25 protein-coding genes are annotated in these 22832 nt (G+C 63.1%); 8 read left to right on the forward strand and 17 right to left on the reverse strand.

Annotated elements, in window-relative coordinates; translation table 11 throughout:
• The first annotated feature begins 24 nt into the window (after positions 1 to 24).
• Positions 25 to 480, forward strand: coding sequence for a hypothetical protein (locus tag OXR60_RS09885; RefSeq protein ID WP_267395715.1), 456 nt, complete (start codon positions 25 to 27; stop codon positions 478 to 480).
• Between the two features lie 44 nt (positions 481 to 524).
• Here OXR60_RS09885 and OXR60_RS09890 read toward each other — a convergent pair whose 3' ends face one another.
• Positions 525 to 1121 (reverse strand): hypothetical protein, encoded by a 597-nt coding sequence (locus OXR60_RS09890; RefSeq protein ID WP_267395716.1) that lies wholly within the window; start codon positions 1119 to 1121, stop codon positions 525 to 527.
• Positions 1122 to 1836: 715 nt separating this feature from the next.
• Positions 1837 to 2088, reverse strand: a complete 252-nt coding sequence (locus tag OXR60_RS09895) for a hypothetical protein (protein ID WP_267395717.1) — start codon at positions 2086 to 2088, stop codon at positions 1837 to 1839.
• Between the two features lie 257 nt (positions 2089 to 2345).
• Here OXR60_RS09895 and OXR60_RS09900 point away from each other — a divergent pair, with 257 nt between their 5' ends.
• On the forward strand, positions 2346 to 2912 hold the full coding sequence (locus OXR60_RS09900; RefSeq protein ID WP_267395718.1) for a hypothetical protein: 567 nt from the start codon (positions 2346 to 2348) through the stop codon (positions 2910 to 2912).
• Positions 2913 to 3068: 156 nt separating this feature from the next.
• On the forward strand, positions 3069 to 3455 hold the full coding sequence (locus tag OXR60_RS09905; protein WP_267395720.1) for a DUF6334 family protein: 387 nt from the start codon (positions 3069 to 3071) through the stop codon (positions 3453 to 3455).
• 77 nt (positions 3456 to 3532) lie between these two features.
• Here OXR60_RS09905 and OXR60_RS09910 read toward each other — a convergent pair whose 3' ends face one another.
• From OXR60_RS09910 to OXR60_RS09965, 12 genes are all read right to left on the reverse strand, one after another.
• Positions 3533 to 3826, reverse strand: a complete 294-nt coding sequence (locus OXR60_RS09910; protein ID WP_267395721.1) for a hypothetical protein — start codon at positions 3824 to 3826, stop codon at positions 3533 to 3535.
• Positions 3827 to 3969: 143 nt separating this feature from the next.
• Positions 3970 to 4746, reverse strand: a complete 777-nt coding sequence (locus OXR60_RS20005) for a methyl-accepting chemotaxis protein (RefSeq protein WP_267395722.1) — start codon at positions 4744 to 4746, stop codon at positions 3970 to 3972.
• Positions 4747 to 5233: 487 nt separating this feature from the next.
• Positions 5234 to 5659: a CopG family transcriptional regulator gene (locus OXR60_RS09920; RefSeq protein WP_267395723.1), complete on the reverse strand. Its 426-nt coding sequence runs from the start codon at positions 5657 to 5659 to the stop codon at positions 5234 to 5236.
• A gap of 9 nt (positions 5660 to 5668) precedes the next feature.
• Positions 5669 to 7642 (reverse strand): conjugal transfer protein TraG, encoded by a 1974-nt coding sequence (locus OXR60_RS09925; protein WP_267395724.1) that lies wholly within the window; start codon positions 7640 to 7642, stop codon positions 5669 to 5671.
• 14 nt (positions 7643 to 7656) lie between these two features.
• Positions 7657 to 9417, reverse strand: a complete 1761-nt coding sequence (locus OXR60_RS09930; protein WP_267395794.1) for a DUF3363 domain-containing protein — start codon at positions 9415 to 9417, stop codon at positions 7657 to 7659.
• Between the two features lie 238 nt (positions 9418 to 9655).
• Entirely contained in the window at positions 9656 to 10462 is an 807-nt protein-coding gene (locus OXR60_RS09935; RefSeq protein ID WP_267395725.1) for a lytic transglycosylase domain-containing protein, read from the reverse strand.
• A gap of 169 nt (positions 10463 to 10631) precedes the next feature.
• Complete coding sequence (locus OXR60_RS09940; protein ID WP_267395726.1) at positions 10632 to 10967, reverse strand: DUF736 domain-containing protein; 336 nt, start codon at positions 10965 to 10967, stop codon at positions 10632 to 10634.
• Between the two features lie 35 nt (positions 10968 to 11002).
• The gene (locus tag OXR60_RS09945) at positions 11003 to 11560 is read right to left on the reverse strand and encodes a S26 family signal peptidase (RefSeq protein WP_267395728.1); all 558 of its coding nucleotides are present in this window, start codon (positions 11558 to 11560) and stop codon (positions 11003 to 11005) included.
• Entirely contained in the window at positions 11557 to 12063 is a 507-nt protein-coding gene (locus OXR60_RS09950; protein ID WP_267395730.1) for a DUF2840 domain-containing protein, read from the reverse strand. Before OXR60_RS09950 ends, OXR60_RS09945 begins: the two co-directional genes overlap by 4 nt.
• Positions 12060 to 12326 carry a helix-turn-helix domain-containing protein gene (locus OXR60_RS09955; protein ID WP_015459426.1) on the reverse strand — a complete coding sequence of 89 codons (267 nt, stop codon included), beginning with the start codon at positions 12324 to 12326 and terminating at the stop codon, positions 12060 to 12062. Before OXR60_RS09955 ends, OXR60_RS09950 begins: the two co-directional genes overlap by 4 nt.
• A gap of 130 nt (positions 12327 to 12456) precedes the next feature.
• A complete protein-coding gene (locus OXR60_RS09960) occupies positions 12457 to 13125 on the reverse strand; it encodes a DUF2285 domain-containing protein (RefSeq protein ID WP_267395738.1) in 669 nt (222 codons plus the stop codon).
• Complete coding sequence (locus OXR60_RS09965; RefSeq protein WP_267395739.1) at positions 13019 to 13240, reverse strand: DUF6499 domain-containing protein; 222 nt, start codon at positions 13238 to 13240, stop codon at positions 13019 to 13021. The genes OXR60_RS09960 and OXR60_RS09965 overlap by 107 nt, the downstream gene beginning before the upstream one ends.
• A gap of 221 nt (positions 13241 to 13461) precedes the next feature.
• Here OXR60_RS09965 and OXR60_RS20010 point away from each other — a divergent pair, with 221 nt between their 5' ends.
• From OXR60_RS20010 to OXR60_RS09990, 5 genes are all read left to right on the forward strand, one after another.
• Complete coding sequence (locus tag OXR60_RS20010) at positions 13462 to 13719, forward strand: hypothetical protein (protein ID WP_346732026.1); 258 nt, start codon at positions 13462 to 13464, stop codon at positions 13717 to 13719.
• Between the two features lie 69 nt (positions 13720 to 13788).
• A complete protein-coding gene (locus tag OXR60_RS09975; protein WP_267395740.1) occupies positions 13789 to 15765 on the forward strand; it encodes an alpha/beta fold hydrolase in 1977 nt (658 codons plus the stop codon).
• Between the two features lie 171 nt (positions 15766 to 15936).
• Positions 15937 to 16878: an arginase family protein gene (locus OXR60_RS09980; protein ID WP_267395741.1), complete on the forward strand. Its 942-nt coding sequence runs from the start codon at positions 15937 to 15939 to the stop codon at positions 16876 to 16878.
• Between the two features lie 1267 nt (positions 16879 to 18145).
• Positions 18146 to 19111: an SDR family oxidoreductase gene (locus OXR60_RS09985; RefSeq protein ID WP_276046495.1), complete on the forward strand. Its 966-nt coding sequence runs from the start codon at positions 18146 to 18148 to the stop codon at positions 19109 to 19111.
• A gap of 14 nt (positions 19112 to 19125) precedes the next feature.
• Positions 19126 to 19644: a DUF4142 domain-containing protein gene (locus tag OXR60_RS09990; RefSeq protein ID WP_267395742.1), complete on the forward strand. Its 519-nt coding sequence runs from the start codon at positions 19126 to 19128 to the stop codon at positions 19642 to 19644.
• A gap of 116 nt (positions 19645 to 19760) precedes the next feature.
• Here OXR60_RS09990 and OXR60_RS19895 read toward each other — a convergent pair whose 3' ends face one another.
• From OXR60_RS19895 to OXR60_RS10005, 3 genes are all read right to left on the reverse strand, one after another.
• On the reverse strand, positions 19761 to 20567 hold the full coding sequence (locus OXR60_RS19895; RefSeq protein ID WP_276046494.1) for a CatB-related O-acetyltransferase: 807 nt from the start codon (positions 20565 to 20567) through the stop codon (positions 19761 to 19763).
• Between the two features lie 6 nt (positions 20568 to 20573).
• Positions 20574 to 21677, reverse strand: a complete 1104-nt coding sequence (locus OXR60_RS10000; protein ID WP_267395743.1) for a hypothetical protein — start codon at positions 21675 to 21677, stop codon at positions 20574 to 20576.
• A gap of 390 nt (positions 21678 to 22067) precedes the next feature.
• A complete protein-coding gene (locus OXR60_RS10005; RefSeq protein ID WP_267395744.1) occupies positions 22068 to 22742 on the reverse strand; it encodes a Crp/Fnr family transcriptional regulator in 675 nt (224 codons plus the stop codon).
• Positions 22743 to 22832 lie beyond the last annotated feature (90 nt).

The following is a 22832-nucleotide window of genomic DNA, read 5'->3' on the forward strand; positions in this document are numbered from 1 at the left end:
CGGCGGGCGTGGCATTGACCTCTCATGTCAGATCAACCGGACCTGCGTTTTTGTGGCTTCTCGCTCTGGGTGGATCGGCGTCAGTTTCCAAATACGTCGGATGACTTGGACGGCAACTGGCTGGTCGTTCGGGCGCGCATGGAAGCGAGCGGTGCGCGCGTAGAGTGTGAAGGGCCGGTTCTAGAGACCACGGACATCAAGCGGTTCCGCGAACAACTGGCCGCGATGGTCGCGGTCTTATCAGGTGAAGCCACGCTCGCGGGTTCTGAACCGGAAATCAATATTGTTTTGACACTGCGAAAGATAGGCCACGTTGAAGGGGCTATTGAACTTACTGCTGACCACGTGAATCAAGAGCATCGCTTCGCAGTAGAGGCGGACCAGTCCTACCTACCCGGACTTGTTCAATCGTGTGATTCAATTCTGGAACGATTTCCGGTGATAGAAGCGGGGAGCACGGCTGAACGAATGGTATGGTAGGCGAATAGGACTGCTGAGGTCGGACGTCCGCAGATAGGGCGCTTTCAGCCTGGCCGCTTCTGGGGTCCGCTTTGCCGATCGCGGACGGCGCGACCTGGTGGAAAGCGGCCTGAAGGAAATCGGCCGATGGAGCGGATCGGGACAGGCGTCTCGACCATCTTCTGACCGGTGTAGCTACCACCACGAAACTTCAGACATTGTGGCGTCTGGAAATCCATCTCGCGGGCAAATACCAGGCTCCGCATCTGATAAGTCCGCTTTACTGGGTGACTTCTCAGAGCCGCTCGCATCGCATTGGCGTCAGCAATTTGGATCCCGTTTAGGCGAGGCTCGGTCCCGACATTGGTCTCACGTCCAGTGGCACATTCGACAATGTAAACATGAGGGTAGACCTCCCAACGGGCAATCCGCTCGGCATCTTCCCGGCTGATCAAAGCCTGCAGCATGACCCAAGCTCCCGCGGCATCAGGGCGAGCCGATGAGGCTTCAGGATCGTTGTGAATTTCTTCCGGTGAGGCGGCGCGGGCAACGACTTGTGTCGGATTGATCCCCACCGAGCACCCAACGAGCATCGTTGTTAAGCCCGCTGCTATAATGAGTGGGAAGTGCTTCACCGCCTCGGTATACTGATTGTAGTTCATGTCCGCTATTGGGCGCGAGACGACTAGCCGCTTCCAGGGCCGGCTTCGCCGATCGCGAACGTCGCAACCTCGTGGAAACCGGACTGTCTGCTTTCGGATGGGTGACTGGCGATGGCGAACCTACTGATGCCTTGCGTCATGGGTAAAACGTAGGTGGCGGCTTGGCTGTCCGTCATCAAGAAATGCGAGTATATCGGACGACAGCCCGCGTAGTCGCTGGGCAACGTGTCGCGACTGCACAGGCGACCAAAGCCGCGCCGGCAGCCACCACGGCGCGCCCCAAAAGCAGATATATTGCGTCGGTCGCTTGACGACGTTTGCCGCTCGCACCCAATTCTGCGATCCCGTAGCGAGACGACGCTCAACTCGCATTTGGAGGGAGGGCCGGTGATATTTGTCGAAACTAAAGGTAATTCCCTCGACTTCTTCCTCTGTTGCACGTTCCAGCCTAATCTCTCTGGCTGAGATCACGTCGCTCTCGTCTCCCATGTACCGCGACACGCGCTCGAAGCCTTCCCTAAAGTAAAGCGGCAGGACCTCCCTGATTATCTGATCTACCAGACCAATCAGGGATGGACCGCCTAAGCGAGACCATGTTTCCAAGCTGGTTTTCAAGGTATTTGCCATTCTACGGACCTAACCCGACCGGGGAACCGGAACGAACAGCGTGTTGCGAGCAACCCATCAGAACTATTGGACGGCAGAAGGTGGGCGATCATCGCCGCTTAAACGCGATTGTCTCGCTTGTTGCGAAAGGCGGACCAACCACCGCCTCATACCAATCGCTTCGAAATTCCGGCAGAGCCGAGAGGTGGGCAACAAGTGCCTGCCACCCATCCGCCTCTTCGTGGAAGGTCCAGACGCAGCCCTGTATTTCCACGTTGCAGCAGATCAGGTCCGTTGTGATCTCGTCGCGCTTGTAAAAGGCGACTGCGTCGATCTCGGAAAGCGGTAGCTGATTGAGCATGGCAGAACTGATCGTCACCGTACCATGCTGCCCTGCTGAACGATCGTTCGCAATCGGGAAGCGTGATGGTGGCCGAGAATGGCGAGAAATGGGCGCCTGCCGTCCGTCTGCTTTTCTCCCCCGATAGCCGGCGGTCGGCTTTCAAGCGATGCGATCGCCTCGGGAGCGTCGGAACGGCTTGAGGTGGTGGAAGGCGGAACGAGCGCTTTAGAGCAGCGAGGGGTGGAAAGCTGCCGTCCTTGCGGCGATGATGCCGCATGACTGATGCCACAGAAATTGGAGTGCCATATCCGAGCGAGATGGCGGGGCCCGTCGACAAATGGTCTGAGCAAATCTACGCGGCCTTTTGCGATTGGCCTATCGCCCGGACGGGTGAGTGGACCCGCTGGGAGCCGGGCTATCTCTTGCTGACGATCACGCACGTCGACGCCAGCGAGGTGGAGCCGATTGTGCTGTATTCCGCCGATGAAGAACTGACCGTAGCGTTCGGTTATTGGGAAACTCACAACCCAGCCCCGTATGAACTCTGGGACGCGGAGGCAGGCGTGATCGCCAAACACGCCAAATTGCTTGTCGAGCAATGGTTAAACGGTAGCATTCGCACTGCCGTCCTCACTGATGCAACCGGCAAATGGTGCGGAAGTACCACCATTGAGCCGGGGGAGCTTGCGCCGCAGTTGGAGGCTGCTGCACGGTGGGTGCGCGACTTTCATCCGGAGCAGGTGGAAGTCCGCACACCTCGCAAGCGCGATTGGAAGACCTACCCTATCGAACCAGAGTGGCTGAAGCTGGCCGCGCTCTCGCCCAATAGGCTACCGGAATAAACGACGACAACGTCTGCTTTTAAGCAGGAGATAGAGGCAATCTAACGTCGGCGATTGGCCGACTGCCGTACGTCGCTTCGGATCACTACCGATCAGCAGCGCGAAGGTCGCGACGTGGTGATTGGCTGCCGTTCCGTCGCTGGGCTATCTTGCCGCATGGTTGATCGCACGATGCTCCAATTCGACTATGAGGACGTTCACGGGCAAACGGTGAGCGGGGTCGTGGGGCGCAGAGATGGGCCTGCCGGTTGGGATTCCATCGCCTTTGTAATCGAAACTCGTGCCGTCGTGCTTCGGGTTGATCCCAACACCGATGAAGTCGTCGTCACCTTGGAAGATGCCCCCGATCTTGCAAGCGACTGGATTGAAGTCGCGGAGATTGCCGGCGCCATCGGCTTTGCGCTCGGATGGTGCTGGATAGGTCGGAACTACCGTGGCTACCTCGACATGTTTACGTTGTCATTTTCCGACATCGACCCGCAAATCTGCTTCCTTGGCGAGGCCTCCACGCTCACTATCAAACACATCATCGCGAGCCGCTGAACGTCTGTAGTTGGGCGCTTTCAGCCTGGCCGCTCCGCGGGTCCGCTTTTCATCTCGCGAATGTCGCGACCTGGTGGCTAGCTGCCGTTCGATGTCGTGTCGTCGGTCGTAAGCAGCTCCGGCTTCTCAATTAAGCGGCCTTGCGGAACATCACTGGCGATCATGCCGGTTTTCGCCATCAGCCAGAGCCTCCAGAGCAAAAAGCACATCCATAATGCCGCGATCACGATGCCCGGAATGCGCCACCAGTCCCCGAAAATGGGGGTGGCGAAGAGGGGAAACGCGCCAGCAGCATACAGCAGCTTGCCCGCGTAGAGGCTTCCGGACTGGACTTCATCAACCCAGATGCGGAACCGCTGATAGATCGTCACGAAGCCTCCATTCAGCGAAACCTAACAGGTTCGCCAATGTCGGCAATTGGGCGGAAGCTGTCCGGCTGCTTCTGGGTCGGCATAGGCGATGGCGGCCGCTGGGGAGACGTGCTGGAGTTTTTGAGGCAAATTCCGGCAAAGTCTCAAATGCTCCCGATCTTACCACGGATCCGCGTCGTAAGACTCGCGATTTCATCGCTGAGTCCCTTTACCTCCAGCGCAACGACGCCAAACGTTCTGCCCTCATTGCCTGCGCGAGCAGCCTCGATTTGAGCGTTGATCGCGATCAGACGTACCCTGTCGTTTACCTGTCGCAGCTCATCGGTCAGTCTTGCCGCCACTTCCGAAGCCTGGACAGTCTTGGCGAACTCCTGCCCTGCCGATATAGCCATGACCTCCGTGCGCTCTGCGGTGTCGGTCAGCTCGGCCTCAAAGGATGCGACCAGCGCGTTCATGCAATCGAGCATGTCGGTTGCGACGAAGCGAGCCAAGGCGGCGATATCGTCTTTGAGCAGGATCAGCTCATCACCACGTCGAAGCAGCGTACCCGCGTCATGTTCGAACCGCTGGCAGACCGGCTCGTAGTGATTGAGCCTCGACGCCATATGCTCAGTCAGCCAGGAAGATAAACGGCGATCTATGTCGATCATCGAATGGTCGCCGCCGATGCCGCGCGCGAGACGACGCCATTCCTCAAAGGCTTCGACAGCAGAGGCGAGATACTTAGCTCGCTCGCGGCCGCTGGCATCCACCGCAAGCAGGAGAAACATGGCGACCCGGTGCGAAAAGAGCCGCAGGCGACCACCCTTGTTTATAAGGCGGCCGAGCAGCCCTTTCCATGCAGCGCGGACATGGGGATCGTCTTCGGGGCGTTCGAACGTGCTGGCCGTTGCCAGGCTGGTGGCAACGATTTCTTCCACAACGCCCCTTCGCGACACAGCCGAACCATAGCTGTTGTAGGGCGTGTTGCAATGGGGACAGGATGCGATCACCGTATCGGTCGTCTCGTATAGCGCGATGACGTGGTTCGGGTAGCGCTCCGACTGCAACTCTGAACGGCGAGGTCTGCGTTCGGGAAACGTCTCTCTATAGTTGGAGCGGCCAGATCTGGGTGACAGTGGAAGGGCAGCTTTGGAAAGGCATGCTGCGACAGCCAACATTGCGCGGCGCTACCTTTCCCAGAAAGGAAGGTCGAACGAGAAAGCCGGAGCGTGACGGTGGTGTCGCCACCGCTGAAAGAGCCGCGTTCCCAAAACGTGTTCCCGATTGAGTTTTCCCGAAATTGCCTGCCGGACATGGAAAAATGGGAATCGTGCGGTTGGCTCGAATGGCCGGTTCCGGGATCGCGCACACACAGACTGAACGGCCGGGAGTGGACGCATCCGGCGTCTTGCTACGGGTTTGCACTCACTCCGTCTCGGCGGCGGACCTCGGCCAGACGTCCTCGGGGATCTCGTCGAGCAGGCTCTTGCCGCTGGCAAAGCGTCGACCGAGCGTCTCCACGAAGCCCTCATAGCGCTTGCGCCCCTTCACCTGCGCCGCCGCCTGATCCTCGTCGGGAAGCGGAGGCGTCACGGACAACCAGAAGCGCACGAACAAGGTCAGCGCCTCCGTTGTAAGACCCGTGTTGCGCTCCAGCCGCTGCACCTGCCGCGACAGCCGATCGAGTCTCCGCGCGAACGCCGCCTCCATCCGGTCGGCGCCGTCGGGTGACAGGTAGGACGCCACCGCCGCCTCCACAATCGCCGATCTTGATATACGCCGCCGGATCGCCAGCTCATCGACCTGCTTGGCGAGTGTCGGCGGGAAATAGACGTTGAGCCGGGTTCGCATGACGGCCTCCTACAAGTCGATGCCATCGCCCGGATCGAGCGACGCTTGGCGTGCAAGCCCCTGTATCCGGCGGCGCACGGCCGCCTGCCGCGCCGCGTCGTCCTGTTCGTCGTCGACGATCGCGAACTCTTGGCTCGGCGGTGCGGTCGTCTCCGGCGCAATGGCGACATGCTCCGGCAGCTCGGGCTCGCGGCGCAGCCCGCCATTGGCGGCGTCCTCGGCGTCCCGGACAATGCGCGCGACCTGCTTCGGATCGGCGGATGCCTGCCGCCCGGTCCAGTCGTCGGGCCTGACCTCGGCGGCCTCCGGCGCTGGCGCCTCGGCGATCCGCTCGGCCAGGCGGCGATCCTGAAAGTACCGCGCCTTCTTCGCCCGGATCGGATGAACGCCTGCCACCATGACGATCTCGTCGTCGGGCGGAAGCTGCATCACCTCGCCGGGTGTGAGGAGTTGGCGGGCGGTCTCGGACCGCGACACCATCAAATGCCCGAGCCACGGCGACAGGCGATGCCCGGCATAGTTCTTCATCGCCCGCATCTCGGTGGCGGTGCCGAGTGCGTCCGACACGCGCTTGGCGGTGCGCTCGTCGTTGGTGGCGAAGCTCACGCGGACATGGCAGTTGTCGAGGATCGCATTGTTCGGTCCGTATGCCTTCTCGATCTGGTTGAGGGACTGCGCGATCAGGAACGCCTTGAGTCCGTAGCCCGCCATGAACGCCAGGGCGGACTCGAAGAAGTCGAGGCGGCCGAGCGCGGGAAACTCGTCCAACATCAACAACACGCGATGGCGGTTGCCCTTCGGGGTCAGTTCCTCGGTCAGCCGGCGCCCGATCTGGTTGAGGATGAGGCGGATTAGCGGCTTGGTGCGCGAGATGTCGCTGGGCGGGACGACTAGATAGAGGGTCGCGGGCCGATCGCCTTCGACCAGATCCGATATGCGCCACTGGCAGGCCCGCGTAACCTGCGCCACGACAGGATCGCGGTAGAGGCCCAGAAAGGACATGGCCGTGCTGAGCACGCCGGACCGTTCGTTGTCCGATTTGTTCAGCAGCTCGCGCGCGGCCGAGGCCACGACGGGGTGGACGCCGGCTTCGCCGAGGTGTGGCGTCGCCATCATCGCGGCCAGCGTCTGCTCGATCGTGCGCGACGGGTCCGACAGGAAGCCGGCAACGCCGGCCAGCGTCTTGTCCGGCTCGGCGTAGAGGACGTGGAGGATCGCGCCGACCAGCAGCGAGTGGGAGGTCTTCTCCCAATGGTTCCGGCGCTCCAGCGAGCCTTCGGGATCGACCAGCACGTCCGCGACATTCTGCACGTCGCGCACTTCCCACTGGCCGCGCCGCACCTCCAGCAACGGGTTATAGGCGGCCGACTCCGCATTGGTCGGATCGAACAGCAGCACGCGGCCGTGCCGTGCGCGGAAACCGGCGGTCAGCGTCCAGTTCTCGCCCTTGATGTCATGGACGATCGCGGATGCCGGCCAGGTGAGAAGCGACGGCACGACTAGACCGACACCCTTGCCGCTTCGTGTAGGCGCGAAGCACAGCACATGCTCGGGGCCGTCGTGGCGGAGATACTCGCGCGCGAGCTTGCCGAGGACGACGCCGTTCGGGCCGAGGAGCCCGGCCGCGCGCACCTCCCGCTCGCTCGCCCAGCGCGCCGACCCGTAGGTCTCGGCGTTCCTCAGCTCCCGTGCGCGCCACACCGACATGCCGATGGCGACCGCGATCGACGCGAACCCGCCAGACGCAGCGATATAGGCGCCAGTCAGGAATATGCGGGGCGCATAGGCGTCGAAGCTAAACCACCACCAGAAAAAAGCGGGCGGCGGATATACCCGCCAGCCGAGCGCCTCGAACCAAGGCGGCCCCAGCTCGGGCTGATAGGCGAGCGCGGCGGCAGTCCATTGCGTCGCGCCCCACACCCCGGCGAGCACGATCAGAAACACAATGATGATCTGGCCCCAGAGTATCTTGGTCGCGGACATGGATGTCTCCTTATTCAGATGCCGAGGCCGCGCTTGCGGCCGAGCGTCCAGTCGATGCCGCCGCCGGCGCGGACGACGCCGGACACCTGACGGCCGAGCTGCTGTTCGAGGGTGCTGGCCCAGGGGACGAGGCGAAAACCCAGGCCATCGTCGATCATGGCGAAGCGGCCGGACGCGAGCGCCAAGCGCTGGCGAACGACGCCGGCCACCTTTTCGCCGGACGCGGCGGGGCGGTAGGCAAGCCCGGTCTCGCCCGCAATCTTCGCGCCGACGGTATCCAGCTCGCGCTTACGCAACGTGTCGAGCATCCCGCGCTCGAACACCGTCCGCTCGCCGAAGCGACGCGCCAGTCCCTCGCGGACGAGATGATCGGTGCGGGCGTCCATTGCGCGGCGCACCTCGGCGCCGAACCCGCCGTCCGCGACACCGGCGCCGCGCTCGATAAGGCGATGGTCGAGCCAGGTCGCGCCGGGCGCCCTGACCTGCGCGGCAAGATCAAGGTCCGATCGCGTGGCGAGGATAAGGGTCGGCTTCTCCTCGCCGGCCCGTTCGATAGCGCGCAGCTCGACGATGTCGCCGAGCTTGGGGCTGTGCTCCAGCGCCTCGATGCCGGGCAGCCGGACATGGTGGGTGCGGCCATCGGTGCCGTCGATCACGGTATAGGCCGTGCCGGTCAGTTCGTCGTGCAAGCCCTTGTCGATCAGCCGGCCGGCGATCGGCTTCTCGGGCGCGCTGGTGACGACGGCGTAGCTGTCGAGCGGCCGGTCCTGCCCGCGATCCTTGAGCGCCGCGCCGATCGTGCGGATGATGTCCCCGCGCGTGCCCAGCTCGCGCAGCTTTGCCACCGCGCCCTCCGCCACCGCCCATCGGCCCGGATCGCCCTCGGCCGCGAGCCCCATCGTCTCCAGATGCTGCAACCGTCCGATCATCAAGCGGCGGAGCTTCGGATCGTCGGGGCCGGGCCGCTCGGGGCGCAGGTCGATCACGCCGAGCTCGTCGGCGGAGCGCTGGATCTCGGAATCGAGCCGGGTCCAGCGCTCGGCCGTCACCTCGCGGTCGAGCGCGCGCTGCACCTCATGCTCGGGCTTCGGCCCTAGCTCGGCGAAGGCTAGGTCTTGCGCGCGCGAGCGGAGATTGTGGCTGATGTAGTCACGGGAGATGACGAGATCGGTGCCCTGATCGGTAACGCCGCGCACGAGCAGATGGACATGCGGGTTGTCAGTGTTCCAGTGATCGACCGCGACCCAATCGAGCCGCGTCCCCAGGTCCGCCTCCATCTGCCGCATCAGGTCGCGGGTGTATTCGCGTAGGTCGGTCAGCTCGGCGGCATCCTCCGGCGACACGATGACCCGGAAATGGTGCCGGTCATCCTTGCACCGCTCAGTGAAACCGTGATCGTCGGCGTTGTCGCCAGCCGCGTCGAACATCCGAGTAGGCGAGCCGTCGCGGGTGACGCCTTCGCGCTTCAAATAAGCGACGTGCGCGGACAGCGGCGCCGAGCGCCGGCCACCCCGGCTGCGGGTGGTCACGGGCAGCATCTTGACCATCACGCGCCGGCCCGCGCCGAACAGGCGACTGCGGGCGAAGGCGGTGCGTCCCCGCCCGAAGGTCGATTGCGCACCCCGGCGCGCACCGCTGGCGCCGCCGCGCCGGGCGCCGCTGTGGATTGCGGCGACGCGCAGCACCTCGGCGACCAGGCCGCGCGCATTGCGGCCCTGTGCCTTGCTGCGCCTGGCCTTGCCCGGTCGGACGCGAAACTCGCTGTCCTCGCTCACGGCCGGTGCGCTTTCGGCCGAAAATGGCCTGTGGTGCCATTCGAGGCCTTGTTTTTGCTGGCTTTTCCCTTCCACGCGGCACGCGCGCCGACCGACGCCCCCGCGTGAAGCCACCGAAAAGCCACGGCTTTTCGGCTGAACGGGGCGCTGCTTATATCTTGCCCTCGTCTGTCCGTGCCGTTTTCCTCCTCCCCGGCCACTTTGCTGCTTCGGACGGATGATGGGAGCGACAGGCCGATCATTGCGGTCGACCCGCGCGGGCGCGGGACACGAACAGCGTGTCTCGGGCCACATTAATCGACGGATCGGTCGTGCGACCGTCGTCAGATTCGACGCTGCCCGTGGGCGTTTCCGGCGCGGTTTCGCCGCTGCCGGACTGCACGCCAACTGCATCTGATGCGGCGCTCCCCCTGCGGACAAACAACGCGGCGCGACGCCAGGCGAACGGATCAGGCGGCACGCTTGCCGTCACCTCCACCGCGCCCGATGCGCCGGTGACCGGCGCGAGCTGGGAGAGATAGCCGACCGTCTCGGCGGGCAGCGGACGGCCGCGCGACACGAAGTCGTCGTAGCGGCCCGGTCCCGCATTATAGGCCGCCAGCATCGCGCTGACGTTGCCATAGCGGTCGTGCATCTCGCGCAGATACGCCGCGCCCGCCATGATGTTGTCGCGCACGTCGAACGGATCGGGGCCGAGGCCGTAGCGGGTGCGTAGCCCCGCCCAGGTCGCAGGCATGATCTGCATCAAGCCCATCGCCCCGGCGCGCGACACGGCGCGGGCATTGCCGGCGCTCTCGACGCGCATCACCGCCCATAACCACGCTTCGGGGATACCGAACCGGCGCGCGGCCTCGGCAACGTGACTGCTATAAGGATGAACGGCTGCCGATCGCGCGGATGGTGTATCCTGCGCCGTCGCCGGGGCTGACGCAGAGCCGCCGGACAGCAGGACGACGGCAACCACGACCGCCGATCCGGCTCCGCTCCGCCTCCAGCCCGCCAGCGTGCTCACTGCGGCAAAGGGTGCGCGCGAAGCGCCGGCCATCGGCCGCCCTTGACCTTCGCTGCGCGCCCCGGCCGGCCTGCGACCGATCAGGACGGCTGGGGTAAGCGGTGACGGCAGCAACGCTGCTGGCGAAATGCTCCGGGGGAGCATTTCGAACCGCGAACACGATCTTCCCGCGAACAAAGGGATGAGGACGAAGCGCACGGGCTCAGTCCTGCTCGCGCGACTTCGGCTGACGCTTCCAGCGCAGCGACCACGCCGAATTGTCGTTGCCGTTCTGGAACAGGGCGGCGCGGATCGGCTGCGGAAAGCTGGGATCGTCGATACGCAGTGAGACGTAATCACCGGCGCGCTCGCCGCTCTCGTTCCAGCCGACGCCGATCTCCGGCCCTTCACCGTCGCCGCCGCGATGAACGCGCCAGTCCGGCGCCTTGTCGGTGTCGCTCGGCTCGGCCGGAACGATGGAGATTCGTATGTCGAGCGTGGCCGTCTCGATGATGCCTTCGTAGCCGTTGGCGGTGCGGAAAAAGCTGCCGATCTGCATGGGATTGTCCTTTGGGTTGGCAGGTGGATGCGGGATCAGGGGCGGCCGACGCGCCAGGTCAGCGGCGCGTCGGGTGTGTCTCGGGTGAGGATCGGGATCGCTCGGCCGAGCACGGTGGAGGCCGGCAACGGGCCGAAATAGCGGCCGTCCATGCTGTCGGCGTGATCGGGATTGAGCAGCAGCAGCTCGCCGGCCGCGAGCGTGCGGCAACCTTGCCAGACGGGCAGCGGGCGCCGGAGTGGATCGCGCGTGAGGGCCACGGCGACCGGCCGGGCGTCGACGCTAACGACGACGCCGATTCGGCAGATACGCTGCCCGGCCTTGGCCGCGACGTGCTTCAAGAGCGGCACGTTTTCGCCTAGATAGCCGCGCTTGGCCATCCATCGGGCGAGCGGCGCTGGCGGCGCAGCCGCGATCAGTGCGTAGGGCGGCGGATCGCGCTCTTGCTGTATCCGGTATAAGCCGAGCGGCGCGCTGGCACTGGCGTTCCATACCACACGCGGCAGCGGGTCGGTGATCGCTATGACGGCAAACGCGAGGGCGAAGGCAGACGCAGCGAACACCGTTGCCCAGGCGTAGAAGCGGCGCGTCATCCTTCGATCTCCCGGCGCTTTAGCCAGGCGCGATGGCGCTCAAGCGTGTAGGCGCGCGGCTGATGTCCCGCGGCGATGCGGTTGTGGACATGGCGCCAATGGTCGGGTGCGGCGTCGCACGGATCGACGCCGGTCACCTCTGTTGCGTCGATCGCGGCGAGAACTTGGCTAACCTCGGGCCAGCCTTCGATCTTGAGCAGGAGGTCGCCGCCCGGCCGCACGAACGGCAGCGTCGTGAACGGTTCGCCCACGCCGACCGCGCGCACGACGTCGATGCGCGAACTGACGGTGCCGTAGTCGTTCGCTGCCCAGCGGACGAACGCGAAAACTGCGCCGGGGCGGAAGCGAACGATGCGGCGGCGGCGGTCGACGATATCGTCCACAGCGACACGGCCGAACCTGATCCAGTGCTCGACCCGCTTCTCGATCCAGGTCAACTCGACGCGGGTCATACCGTCATCGGACGGCTGACCGTGGCGCGTAGACGATGGCGGCGCGCTCATCGCCGGCTCCGGGCGATGGCCGAGTCCGCGCGGGGCATAAGGTCGTCCTGCCCCGGATCGGAGGTCGAATGCTTGATGCCGATGTCGGCCCAGGCGCGCAGGTCATCGACCGAATAGACGACGCGCCCGCCGATTCGGCGGTAGGCGGGGCCGGTTCCGAAATAGCGGTGCTTCTCCAAGGTGCGCCCGGAGAGGCCAAGGAAGCGTGCGGCTTCCGGCGTCCGCAGGAAGCGGGGCGGCAAGTTGGTAGGCGTATCAGACAAGGGGCGGCTCCTGCGGGCGGTGGCGGCAGGAGACGAAAATGACGAAGCGGACGCGGTTCGGTGGAGTACGAAGATGTGCGGTCACACGAATGCGACCACCCCCTAGATTTGCGCGAGTTGGGCCGGTCGGTCAGCGGATGCGAAGCAGCTTGCGATAGTCGCCATTCGCGAACGCCGTGGCGTCACGGACCAGCCGCACCACGAACGAACGCGCGGCTGAGATCTTCCATTCGGTCGCGGGCAGTCGGGCAGCTTCTTCGCGCCCCAGCTCGACCGCGATCTGGCGATAGGTCGCGCCAGTGCTGCGCAGGTCGAGCGCGCGGAGCATCAGGTCGAGGCGCGCCAGCCGGTAGGCTGTCAGCGGCCAGCCACGCGGCAGCGGCCCGGGCGCCCGGCCGAGCAAACGCCGGTGAAAACGCAGGAGGCTGGCGACGCGGGTGATGAAGTCCTTGTCGAGCGGGATGACCGCGGCGAGCGGTCGGCCGGGCGTCGGATCGCGCAGCCACAGCCGATGCTCGCCGGCGGTGTCAGCGACAACAACATGGCGTTCGTCGATCCCGGCGAGGTCGGCGAGCAGCGCGCCGATCGCCAGCGGATTGACCGGGGCGGCGGTCTCGAATCCGTCCGGCGCGGCATCGAGGATGACCGTGACGGGGATCAGTTCCGGGCGCCATACAATCGGCTTCGAAAGGTCATCCGGCGCCGTGACGAAAGGATAACCCCCAGCGCCGTGCGAACGCCGCCTCGGCGGCGTTCTTTGCGACGGCGCCGTCCGCGATGCGCTTCTGCATCTGCGCATGTTCGGCGCGGTAGGTGTGGTTTCGGCGTAGAAACTCGGCGGCTAGATCGGCGCGCCCGAGCGCGTCGGACAGATCGCCGCCGCGTCGATCGCGCCGGCGCGGCTGCGTCGGCATAGAGTCCTCCCGTTCCGCGCACCCGCGGTTTTCAGGAGGCACAGCATCCGCAAGGCGTCCTCAGCGAAACAGCGCTAAGGTCGCGCGCCACTATGCCGGGCAGGCTGAGCCAACTGCAACAACCGGTCGTCCTAAGGGCGGTGAAATTAAGGTTCTAGCGGCCGATCACGACCGAGCAGGTGCGCATAACCAATCTCGGTCATCCACCGCGCCCTTGCCAGATGACTGTCGTACATTGGCTTGGCCCGATCCGGTTCGACGGCAGCGTTGATACCGAATATCCGCGTTGCGGAGACGCGCCAGTCGATACCTTCATCATCCGAGTCGAGCAGCCGCAAGTAGGTGGTAAGATGGGGTTCGAAATGCGCACCGTGCCGCTGACGACGCGGCTCAATGCTTTGCGCCGGCAGATGCGCGACCTGGAAGCCATGGAGCAGGCAGTGATGGCCGCGCCCGACCGGCAGATGCCGGAATTCTGAACGCGGTGCGCGTCAGTGCGTTGGTGTGTATCGAGAAGGGCGTCCCTCCTCGAAGCGCTAGGACAAGAGATGGCAAAACCCTTTACGATTGCGGTGCCGGACGAGCGGCTCGCCGCCATTAGCGCCAAGGTGGCATCTTTCGACTGGGGAGCGCTGCCAGACGCGGGGAGCTGGGGCTCGGGTGTCGGGCTCGCCGATCTCAAGCGGCTTGTCGATTATTGGCGTACCCGGTTCGACTGGCGGTTGCAGGAACGGCGGCTCAATGCCTTGCCGCAGTTCACCACGGAACTGCTCGGTCAGAAACTCCACTTCATTCACGCGCGAGGCGATGGGTCGCGCGCACCGCTGCTGCTACTGCATGGCTGGCCAGGCTCGTTCCTCGAGTTTGAAGCGCTGATCGTTCCACTAGTCGCCGATGGTCATGACGTGGTCGTGCCTTCGCTCCCCGGCTACGCCTTCTCCGGGCGCCCAGCCTCGCCGATCGGCCCGCGCCGAACTGCCGAGATCATGCATGCCTTGATGGCCGAATTGTTCGACGATGCCCGGTATCTGGTGCAGGGTGGAGATTGGGGAGCTGCGATCGGGGGCTGGATGGCGCACGACCATCCCGAGGCCGTCGTGGCACTGCACCTCAACATGGTTCTGATCCAGGCTGCAGACGCAGTGCCGAAGACGCCTGACGAACTCGCTTGGGCAGCGCGGCGCGCCAGCCTGGCCAAGGAGGAGACCGGCTACTCGCAGGAGCAAGGTACTCGTCCGCAGACGCTCGGCATCGCGATGGCGGACAGCCCGGTCGGCGTGGCCGCCTGGATCCTGGAGAAATTCGGCGCCTGGGCCGACGTACCGCGCGACACGCAGGGGCGCCCCGATCTGTGGAAAGCCTTTGATGAGGACCTGCTCCTCACCAACATCATGCTGTACCTGGTCGAGGGATCGTTCATCACATCCACGTGGATGTATCGAGGCCGCGTGTTGGAGGGGTCCGGGGAATTTCCAGCCGGCACCCGCATCAAGGTCCCGACCGGCGTTGCGGCCTTCCCGGATCCCGTTTTCCCGCCGCCCCCGCACTCGCAAGCGGGCAAGACCTACAAGATCGTCCAATGGACAGACATGGAGGTGGGTGGACACTTCGCCGCGCTCGAGCAGCCTGAGCGCCTCCTGTCCGATATGCGACGGTTCTTCGCAGGCCACGCGTCACCAAAGCGCAACGGACGGCGTAGCGCCGTCGGCATTGCAGGCATTGCAGGCGTCGCCGGCATCGCGGGCATCGGTCTCTGGGCGCTCGCGCGTGGCAATCAGCGCTCGGACAATGCGGCAGCCTGCGACCGTGCGACCTATCCACCGCTGGATGTTCCAAAGGCGGTCGCGGAGGGCATTTGGATCGTCGACAGCGGGCCGATCAACGCGATGGGCCTCAAGCTACCCGTGCGGATGACGATCTTCCGGCTCAATAACGGCGATCTGCTGCTGCACTCGCCAACTCCTTTTTCGACTGACGTGGCGCAGGCCGTCGAGACACTTGGGCGGGTGCGGCATCTCGTTGCGCCTAACATCGCACACTGGACCTTCCTTGCCGACTGGCAACGTGCCTTCCCTGACGCGACCACCTGGGCCGCGCCGGGGCTGCGGGACCGGGCGCAAGTTCGCGCATCGACCGTGCGGTTCGATGCCGAGCTGGGCGAAACGGCCCCTATCGAATGGGCTGACACGCTTGAGCAGGGCATCGTGCCCGGTGGTGCTGGCTTCAATGAAGTTTGGTTCTTCCACCGGAAGACCCGAACGCTAGTGCTCGTCGACCTCATCGAAAATCTTGAGCCTGACAAGCTGCCGCCGGTTGCGCGGCTGCTGATGCAGGCCTCTGCTGCCACGGACGGCACGACCGCGCGGTATCTGCGCGTGCCGGTACGGCTCGGGGGCCTACAAGCAAAAGACGCCATGCGAACGATCGTGGCACTTGAGCCTGACCGGGTGATCTTCGCCCACGGGCGCACGTTCGACAGCAATGGGGCGGCAGAGTTGAAGCGCGCGTTCGCATGGCTAGTCTAGACGAACTCAGCGTACATGTCCTGCACGCTCGATCCATAATGGGCCATGCGAAGCGGAATTGACGCTCTAAGGGGGCCATCGGCTCATGTTCGTCCGGCATCTGAACCGTGCGACGTCAGCTTGCGGAAATCGGACTGCGCAACAAGAACCGCTTGAGATCATTGCAGGCTGATGAGCACGATTATAAACTTCGAATATCCGACCCTTACGGATCTGCCTATCGGCACGATCAACGACCTGACACCTGGCCAAGTTGCCGTTTTCGGAGCGAGCGAGGCGACGCCCTACGACGCGGCCGTCGCCAGCCACTCGGCCCAGGCGCCCGGTGCGATCCGAGCCGCGTCCAAGGCGTTGGCAGGGCAACTCAAGCAGTACGATTTCGACCTGGGAACAACCCTGCTGACCGACAATCGCACCACCGAATGGCTCGGGGTGGATCTTGGCGATGTGAAGACCCGCGTGCGCGATGCCGCTGGCAACCGTAGCCGGATCAAGGCCGCAACGGCCAGCATCCTTGCAGCAGGCGCAGTCCCGCTGATTCTCGGCGGCGATGACTCTGTGCCTATTCCCGTGCTTGCAGGGTTCGAGAAGCATGGCCCCGTGACCGTCGTGCAAGTCGATGCCCACGTCGACTGGGCCGATGATATACGCGGTGAGAACCAGGGATATGGCTCGCCGATGCGCCGCGTTGCTGAGATGCCGTGGGTCACCGGCATGCTGCAAATTGGAATACGGGGCCTTGGCAGCGGCGAGGCGTGGCAACACGACGACGCTCGTCGCTGGGGCAGCAAGCTTGTCAGTAGCCGCGAGTGGAAGCAACAGGGCGCAAACGGCATCCTTGAAGAACTTCCGCTAGGTGGCCGGTTCGTTCTTTCGATCGACTGTGATGGCTTCGACCCCAGTGCCTTCCCAGCCGTGGCAATGCCCACCCCGGGCGGTCTCGATTACGAGGACATGCTCGCGCTGATCGAGGGGCTAGCGGCGAAAGGTACGCTCGTCGGAGCGATCATCGCAGAATATACGCCGCATCGCGACGATGCCGCACGTTCATCTGCGCTGCTCGCGGCAAGACTGGCGCTAACATTGGTATCAACAATGCGACGGCAGCCATGACGTGGCCAAGTTTTCTTCCGATGCAATGGCAAAAGCCGCGGGGCATCTTCCGATGATTGGATTTGGCGATCACACGCTATAAGATAGAAAGCACCCTCGAGGGCGATCCCGGTCCTCGTGGGCTATGCACTGTAACGCAAGGCTGAAGCTCACCTCAGTCGGGTAGTTTTCGCTTTGCGCCGCGCTTTCAACCGAGGCAATGAGTCGCACGCGACAGTTCCTTAAAGCAAGATAAGGCATTCAGCTTGCACCCAATCGCTGGAAGGGCAAGTGACAGATGCGATGCTGACAAGGTGTTGCCCCGGAATGAGTGCCATGGATCAATCTTCCCAATCCTTGCTTAGAACCGCGGCTAAGTTGAAGAAGACTGGCGATCTGACGAATGAGCAGTGCCATGCTCTTGTTGAGCTACCTCATCGCCTGCTGGATGTATTTCCTTCGAGGATCCTTGTCCATGAAAGAGCGGGTATCGACGATTGCTGCGTGCTCGTAAGCGGCTACGCTTGCCGCGCCAACTCACACGCAGAGGCCATCGGCAATCCTGTCGCTCCACGTTGCTGGTAACATTCTCAATGTTGAGCGCCTCCTGCTTGATCGAACAGACCACAATGCCCAAGTGCTTTCCGCGGCCACGATCGCGTTTATACCGATTGGCGATCTTGGTAAGTTAATGCGGGAAGACGAAGTCATAGGTGACGCGATTTGGCAGTATAGCCTGATTAAAGCCTCGGTAGGCCGCGAATGGTTGCTGGATGTTGGCCGGCGTGGGGCCTAGACCGGGTCGCTCATATGCTTTGTGAGTTCGTCGCACGATCACATGAGGCGGGGCTTGGTGAACCGCAAGCCTGCCCGATGCCGATCACACAAGAAACTATGGCGGACGCGGTTAACGAGCGTCCATGTCAACCGGATGTTGAAGCAATTACGGCTGGCAGATGCAATTGTGGGCGTTGGCAAAGAACTGAGGGTGCTTGACTGGGACCGTCTCAAGCGCATTGCCGAGTTTGACCCGTCCTATCTATGTTTTGATGCCTGAAGGTAGCGACGCGGGGCGGCCAGGAGCAGCGCTTTTATGAGGGCCCATGATCAGGCAATGGATGGTCTTGATTGACTGAGATGCCTTGTAGTGGGCCGCTTCGCAGACCCGGGTTCTTATCAGTCTAAACGGATGGGAACGCTTAATTTGTTGGAACCTTGGTAAGGCGTTCAGGCGTTGAGGTTGCGCCATGGGAGAAGTGCGGTGAGTGAGACTACCAGACGTCAGGTGATGACCACCGCTGCATTGGGTGCTGCGGCAGCGATCGCAGCAGCCCCGGCCGAAGCGCAGGCAACACAAAGCCCAAAATCGCGTGGAGACAAGCAGAACCCGCGAGACAAGTATTCCAAGCCACCCTTCAAGTCGCAGCAGCAGCCTTGGCCTGGACTTGCGAGCCGCATGGAGCCGCGTCCCGATCACGGCGAAACGAGCTATGTCGGTTCGGGCCGGCTGCGCGGTCGCAAGGCGCTGATCACCGGTGGCGACTCAGGGATGGGGCGAGCCGCGGCTATCGCCTATGCTCGTGAGGGGGCTGATGTGGCGATAAACTACCTGCCCGAGGAGGAACCAGACGCGCGTGAGGTAATCGAGTTGATCCGACGCGAAGGCCGCAAGGCAGCGGCCGTTCCCGGTGACCTTCGGACCGAGGCATTCTGCCAGCAACTGGTCGACAAGGCGGTCGCCGCGCTTGGTGGTCTCGATATCTTGGTGATGAATGCGGGGCGACAGCAGTCGGTACCCTCAATCATGGACCTGACGACCGACGAGTTCGATCGCACCATGAAGACCAACATTTACGCGCCTTTCTGGATCATCAAGGCGGCGTTGCCTCATCTGGAGCCGGGGGCGGTCATCATCGGTACGACATCCGAACAGGCGTATGATCCCTCGCCCGACCTTTATGCCTATGCTCAAACCAAGGCGGCGACGATGAACTACGTGAAGTCGCTGGCCAAGCAGCTCGGTGCAAAAGGCATCCGGGTGAATGGTGTGGCACCTGGGCCAGTCTGGACGCCGCTCCAGATCTCTGGCGGAGCTCAACCGGGCAAGGTTGTAACCTTCGGCGGCACGACACCGCTCGGACGCCCAGGTCAGCCAGCGGAGCTTGCAGGCATCTACGTTCGATTAGCCGAGGATGACGGCAGCTTCACTACCGGTAACATCTATGGCGCGGGTGGCGGCCAGGGACAGCCTTAGGCGGAGAAGAAGCAATGAACGCCCATCATCTTCTTGCTGCGGTGGCGATGACCGCTGCTGCGCTCGCGCCAGCCGCAGCTCAGGAACCTGGGTCGCGTGCCACGCGAGAGTTCGTCGAGGCGTCGGCCCAGTCCGACCAGTTCGAGATCCTGGAAGCGCAAACCGTGCTGGGGCAGAGCACGAGTGGCCAAGTCCGCGCCTTCGCCCTGCAAATGATCCGGGATCACGAGCGGTTGAGCGCCACGCTTCGTGAGGCAGCTGCGCACGCAGGACTGAAGCCGCCCCCGATGGGGATCAGCTCTGATCAAGCGTTGCTGCTTGGGGCTCTGCAAAGTCAGCAAAGCCCCGATCTCGACAAGACCTACCTGCGCCATCAGCTGCTCGCGCATCGCTCGGCTTTGACCGTCCAGCAAGCCTATGCAGCAACCGGTGATAATGCCGACGTGCGGCAAACGGCCGCTGAAGCAACAACGATCATCGCCTCTCACCTTGAGATGGCGGAGCGGAGGCAAAAGGAGAGTACGATCCCTTAATCCGATGGTCGCGCCGGCCGGTGTTGGCTTGGCGCATCGGGACTATCATGCCTCCTCAGCATCTACCCGTTCGCTTGCCGAAAGCGGTGTGCCCGCGCAGATGCTGACAACATAGCCTAACTGGCCGTGGAGTTCTCCGCTGCCGCGACCGCCTTGGCAAATTGTGCAGCATCCGTGGTCAGAGGCTCAAATCGGGCAAGGCGCCCTGCCGCTTTAGCCTCAGCTAAGCGCCGGCAAAATTGGTCGGGATCATGGAAACCAAACTCCCAGAGCACGGTCGGCTGGTAGTTCCACCATTCGCTCTCCAGTAACGCGCCTATGAGCTGCTCGGGAAAACGCAAACGGATGGTCCTGGCCGGCACACCGCCCACGACTGTGAAGGGGGCGACGTCTTTGGTTACGACTGCACCAGCAGCGACTACAGCACCATGTCCAATGGTGACGTCTCGCGCGATCTGCACGTTGCGCCCGATCCACACATCGTGCCCGATCACCACCGATCCGCCATAGCGGTTCGGGAACTCGGCTGGAGCGGGTAAGCCGCCACCGAAATCATGATGGGCAGCGGCGATGCCCGGATAATTGAAGTCGTAGGTGATCATCGACTGTGTCACCCACTCGCTTGGGTGCCGCTCGCCGAAGAACTCCACTCCGCTCGCAATGGATGTATAGCGCCCCACATCAACGCGGCCGAAGTAGTGTGGCGACTCGGCGTAGGAGAACGCGCCAAGGTTAAACAATTCCGGCTGCGTCGGGAAGCTACAATAAGCCTCGACAAGAACAGCTTTGGGGAAAACGATGTGATCGAAATTGCGCTCTCCAGCCGGACGAACGCCGATACGCCGAGCGCGTAGTACCGCTTCCACCTTTGGGGTTAAGCGCCACCCGGTGGATTGGTCATTGTCCCAGAGAGGCTTCTCCATTTGGGGCTAGAGCGCTTCAGGCTTTGCAGGGCCAGCGTGAATGAATTTGTGAAGCTTGATCGCCGGGAAGACGCGGCGAACACGCGGAGTACCGGTATTGAACTGGTCCACCAATTCGCGCCATTCGGCCTGCTTGAAGTGCCCGTTCGCTTCTGCGTCGCCCAAAACGAGCGCAGAGCGCGCCCGCAGGAGTAACTCCGCGCTTGCTTCAGCAATGATCCCATCCCGCTTTGAAATTTTGTGGGTGGTCTTCAACCAGGGATTTAGGCGCTTGAGGAAGTCGTGACTATAAAGGCCCAGCAAGCAGCGCGCGAGTGGGGACGCGGGAAGGTGATCCCACGCAAAGTGACGATTGAAGCTTTCGATGCTGCGACGGAAACCTGGGAAGATCACATTGGTGTCGTGCATCAGGAAGGCGTAGCCGAACTTCCAGCGGCGTGGCCCCTCATAGAGGGCGCTATACTCCCAGCCGTCGTGCATGCTGAACGCATGCTCCACACCATCGATGGTGCGGTCCTCATCGCGATCAGACCCGTTGACCACAACCTTGATCCGTTCGGCCGGGATGCCTTCGGCATAGAGCTGCTCCAGCAGCGTAGGCATGGTGTGCTCGTAAAAGCGCTGGCAAGATGCAACGAGATACACCACGTCGTCCGCCGGTCGCGGCGCGTGTACCGGCAGCAAGCATAGTCGTTGCACTGCTTGTAAGGATTCTGGCTCGTCGCAAAAGTGGCCGATCGGCATATCGCCCATCGACTGGCTCCACGTCGAGCTCGGAATATAGCCGTTTCCGCCGGATATGAAGGCGAACGCCTGATCGGCCGGCACTTCACTGAAAGAGTAGTTCTCCCACGATCCCTCATTGGGATGACCGTGACCGCCAACACGTCCGCCGGGCTGCATGACGAGATTGGCGACCGGCTCGATCATGAAGCCATTGCGCAAGGGCTTAACCCGCCCGAACAGCTGCGGCTTGCCGATTAATGCGCTCACATCAATGCCGTCGGTGATTGCGGGCAGCGAGCCTCCGGAAGTGGACTGCGAGCGGTCTGGCTCTACTCCAAAGGGTTGGACGTCGCCAGCGGCGGAGGCATTGAAAGGCAGGTGCACGCGCAATCCCCAGCAGTAAGGCTGCTGTGCAGCGTTAACGCCTTACTAGCCGCCTGCGGCGTTGTCACCATGGGTGCGTGATGGGCCAAGGCTCATCTTTTAGCTCCGTACGTCATCATGCAAATCGCTTGCCCTTGAGGCTCGGATGCCTGTGGCCCTGCGCGATCTAAAGCGACTTGCCCATAGGGCTTCAGGGAGCTTTCTGTGCGGGCTATGTCGTTTGACCTACGTTGGTCGCCTGCATTTGCCTCCGAACGGCTGTAAGGCGACTGACCGGTTCCAGGCACAAACAATCTGGAAGCAGCCTTTCCGCGTTTCCGAGACAAGCGATCGCATCCCGATTGCCGTTGTCGTCGCGCGGGGGTTGGACCTGCCGTCGTCGCGACGGCATCACCCGATCAGGCGACGATATTCAGCCTCTGCAAAACCATAGGTGTCGCCGGCGAATGCCTCCAAAGCTGCACGGTCTCGAACGATGATCCGCCCGCGATAGCCTCTGATCGCGTTCTCACCTTCTAGGATATGGAGCGCCGTGGTGATGCTGGCCCGTCGGACACCTAGCATGTTTCCAAATTCCTCATGCGTCATGGCGATTTCATCGCGCTCGACGCGGTCGTGATAGAGCAGGATCCATCGTGCCGTGCGCCGCTCGACCGAATGGATCAAATTAGATACGATCGTCCGCCCCATCTGCGCCGCGAAGATTCCTGCAAAGCGTAGTAGCAGCGTGTTCAGACGCGGGCTCACTGCTGTGGCGGCAAGCAGGGCAGCAATCGGGATGCGCTGGGCATCGCATGTCGCACGCACCTCAACATCGTACGGCCAGCGGTCATTGCCCATCAGCGCCGGCCAGCCGACGACCCCTTCCCGGCCGATCACGCCGATGACCAACCGCTGACCATCACCGAGAACATCAAGAAACCCGGCGAGGCCGCCGTTGAGAAAACAGATCGTGTCGATGGGCTCGCCCGCACGCGCCAGAACGGTGCCAATCGACAGTGACGCGCGCTCGATGTGGGGACGCAAGAGATCGTAGTCTTCGTCCGCCATATGGTTGAGCAGCATGTTCCGCGTCCCGCGCCCGGCGGCGTGAGAAATCGGTACGACCGGGAGGTGAAGCGTATCAGCGCATTGCGCAGCAGCAGCTGGGTCGAC

The sequence above is a fragment of the Sphingomonas sp. GC_Shp_5 genome (assembly GCF_026540855.1).
GTDB lineage: Bacteria > Pseudomonadota > Alphaproteobacteria > Sphingomonadales > Sphingomonadaceae > Sphingomonas.

Bases quoted from the DNA above. Each gene is read 5' to 3' on its own strand.
- OXR60_RS09885 (WP_267395715.1), top strand. From the start codon at position 25: ATGTCAGATCAACCGGACCTGCGTTTTTGTGGCTTCTCGCTCTGGGTG.
- OXR60_RS09890 (WP_267395716.1), bottom strand. From the start codon at position 1,121: ATGAACTACAATCAGTATACCGAGGCGGTGAAGCACTTCCCACTCATT.
- OXR60_RS09895 (WP_267395717.1), bottom strand. From the start codon at position 2,088: ATGCTCAATCAGCTACCGCTTTCCGAGATCGACGCAGTCGCCTTTTAC.
- OXR60_RS09900 (WP_267395718.1), top strand. From the start codon at position 2,346: ATGACTGATGCCACAGAAATTGGAGTGCCATATCCGAGCGAGATGGCG.
- OXR60_RS09905 (WP_267395720.1), top strand. From the start codon at position 3,069: ATGGTTGATCGCACGATGCTCCAATTCGACTATGAGGACGTTCACGGG.
- OXR60_RS09920 (WP_267395723.1), bottom strand. From the start codon at position 5,659: ATGCGAACCCGGCTCAACGTCTATTTCCCGCCGACACTCGCCAAGCAG.
- OXR60_RS09925 (WP_267395724.1), bottom strand. From the start codon at position 7,642: ATGTCCGCGACCAAGATACTCTGGGGCCAGATCATCATTGTGTTTCTG.
- OXR60_RS09935 (WP_267395725.1), bottom strand. From the start codon at position 10,462: ATGGCCGGCGCTTCGCGCGCACCCTTTGCCGCAGTGAGCACGCTGGCG.
- OXR60_RS09940 (WP_267395726.1), bottom strand. From the start codon at position 10,967: ATGCAGATCGGCAGCTTTTTCCGCACCGCCAACGGCTACGAAGGCATC.
- OXR60_RS09945 (WP_267395728.1), bottom strand. From the start codon at position 11,560: ATGACGCGCCGCTTCTACGCCTGGGCAACGGTGTTCGCTGCGTCTGCC.
- OXR60_RS09950 (WP_267395730.1), bottom strand. From the start codon at position 12,063: ATGAGCGCGCCGCCATCGTCTACGCGCCACGGTCAGCCGTCCGATGAC.
- OXR60_RS09960 (WP_267395738.1), bottom strand. From the start codon at position 13,125: ATGCGCAGATGCAGAAGCGCATCGCGGACGGCGCCGTCGCAAAGAACG.
- OXR60_RS09965 (WP_267395739.1), bottom strand. From the start codon at position 13,240: ATGCCGACGCAGCCGCGCCGGCGCGATCGACGCGGCGGCGATCTGTCC.
- OXR60_RS20010 (WP_346732026.1), top strand. From the start codon at position 13,462: ATGACTGTCGTACATTGGCTTGGCCCGATCCGGTTCGACGGCAGCGTT.
- OXR60_RS09975 (WP_267395740.1), top strand. From the start codon at position 13,789: ATGGCAAAACCCTTTACGATTGCGGTGCCGGACGAGCGGCTCGCCGCC.
- OXR60_RS09980 (WP_267395741.1), top strand. From the start codon at position 15,937: ATGAGCACGATTATAAACTTCGAATATCCGACCCTTACGGATCTGCCT.
- OXR60_RS09985 (WP_276046495.1), top strand. From the start codon at position 18,146: ATGACCACCGCTGCATTGGGTGCTGCGGCAGCGATCGCAGCAGCCCCG.
- OXR60_RS09990 (WP_267395742.1), top strand. From the start codon at position 19,126: ATGAACGCCCATCATCTTCTTGCTGCGGTGGCGATGACCGCTGCTGCG.
- OXR60_RS19895 (WP_276046494.1), bottom strand. From the start codon at position 20,567: ATGGAGAAGCCTCTCTGGGACAATGACCAATCCACCGGGTGGCGCTTA.
- OXR60_RS10005 (WP_267395744.1), bottom strand. From the start codon at position 22,742: ATGCTGCTCAACCATATGGCGGACGAAGACTACGATCTCTTGCGTCCC.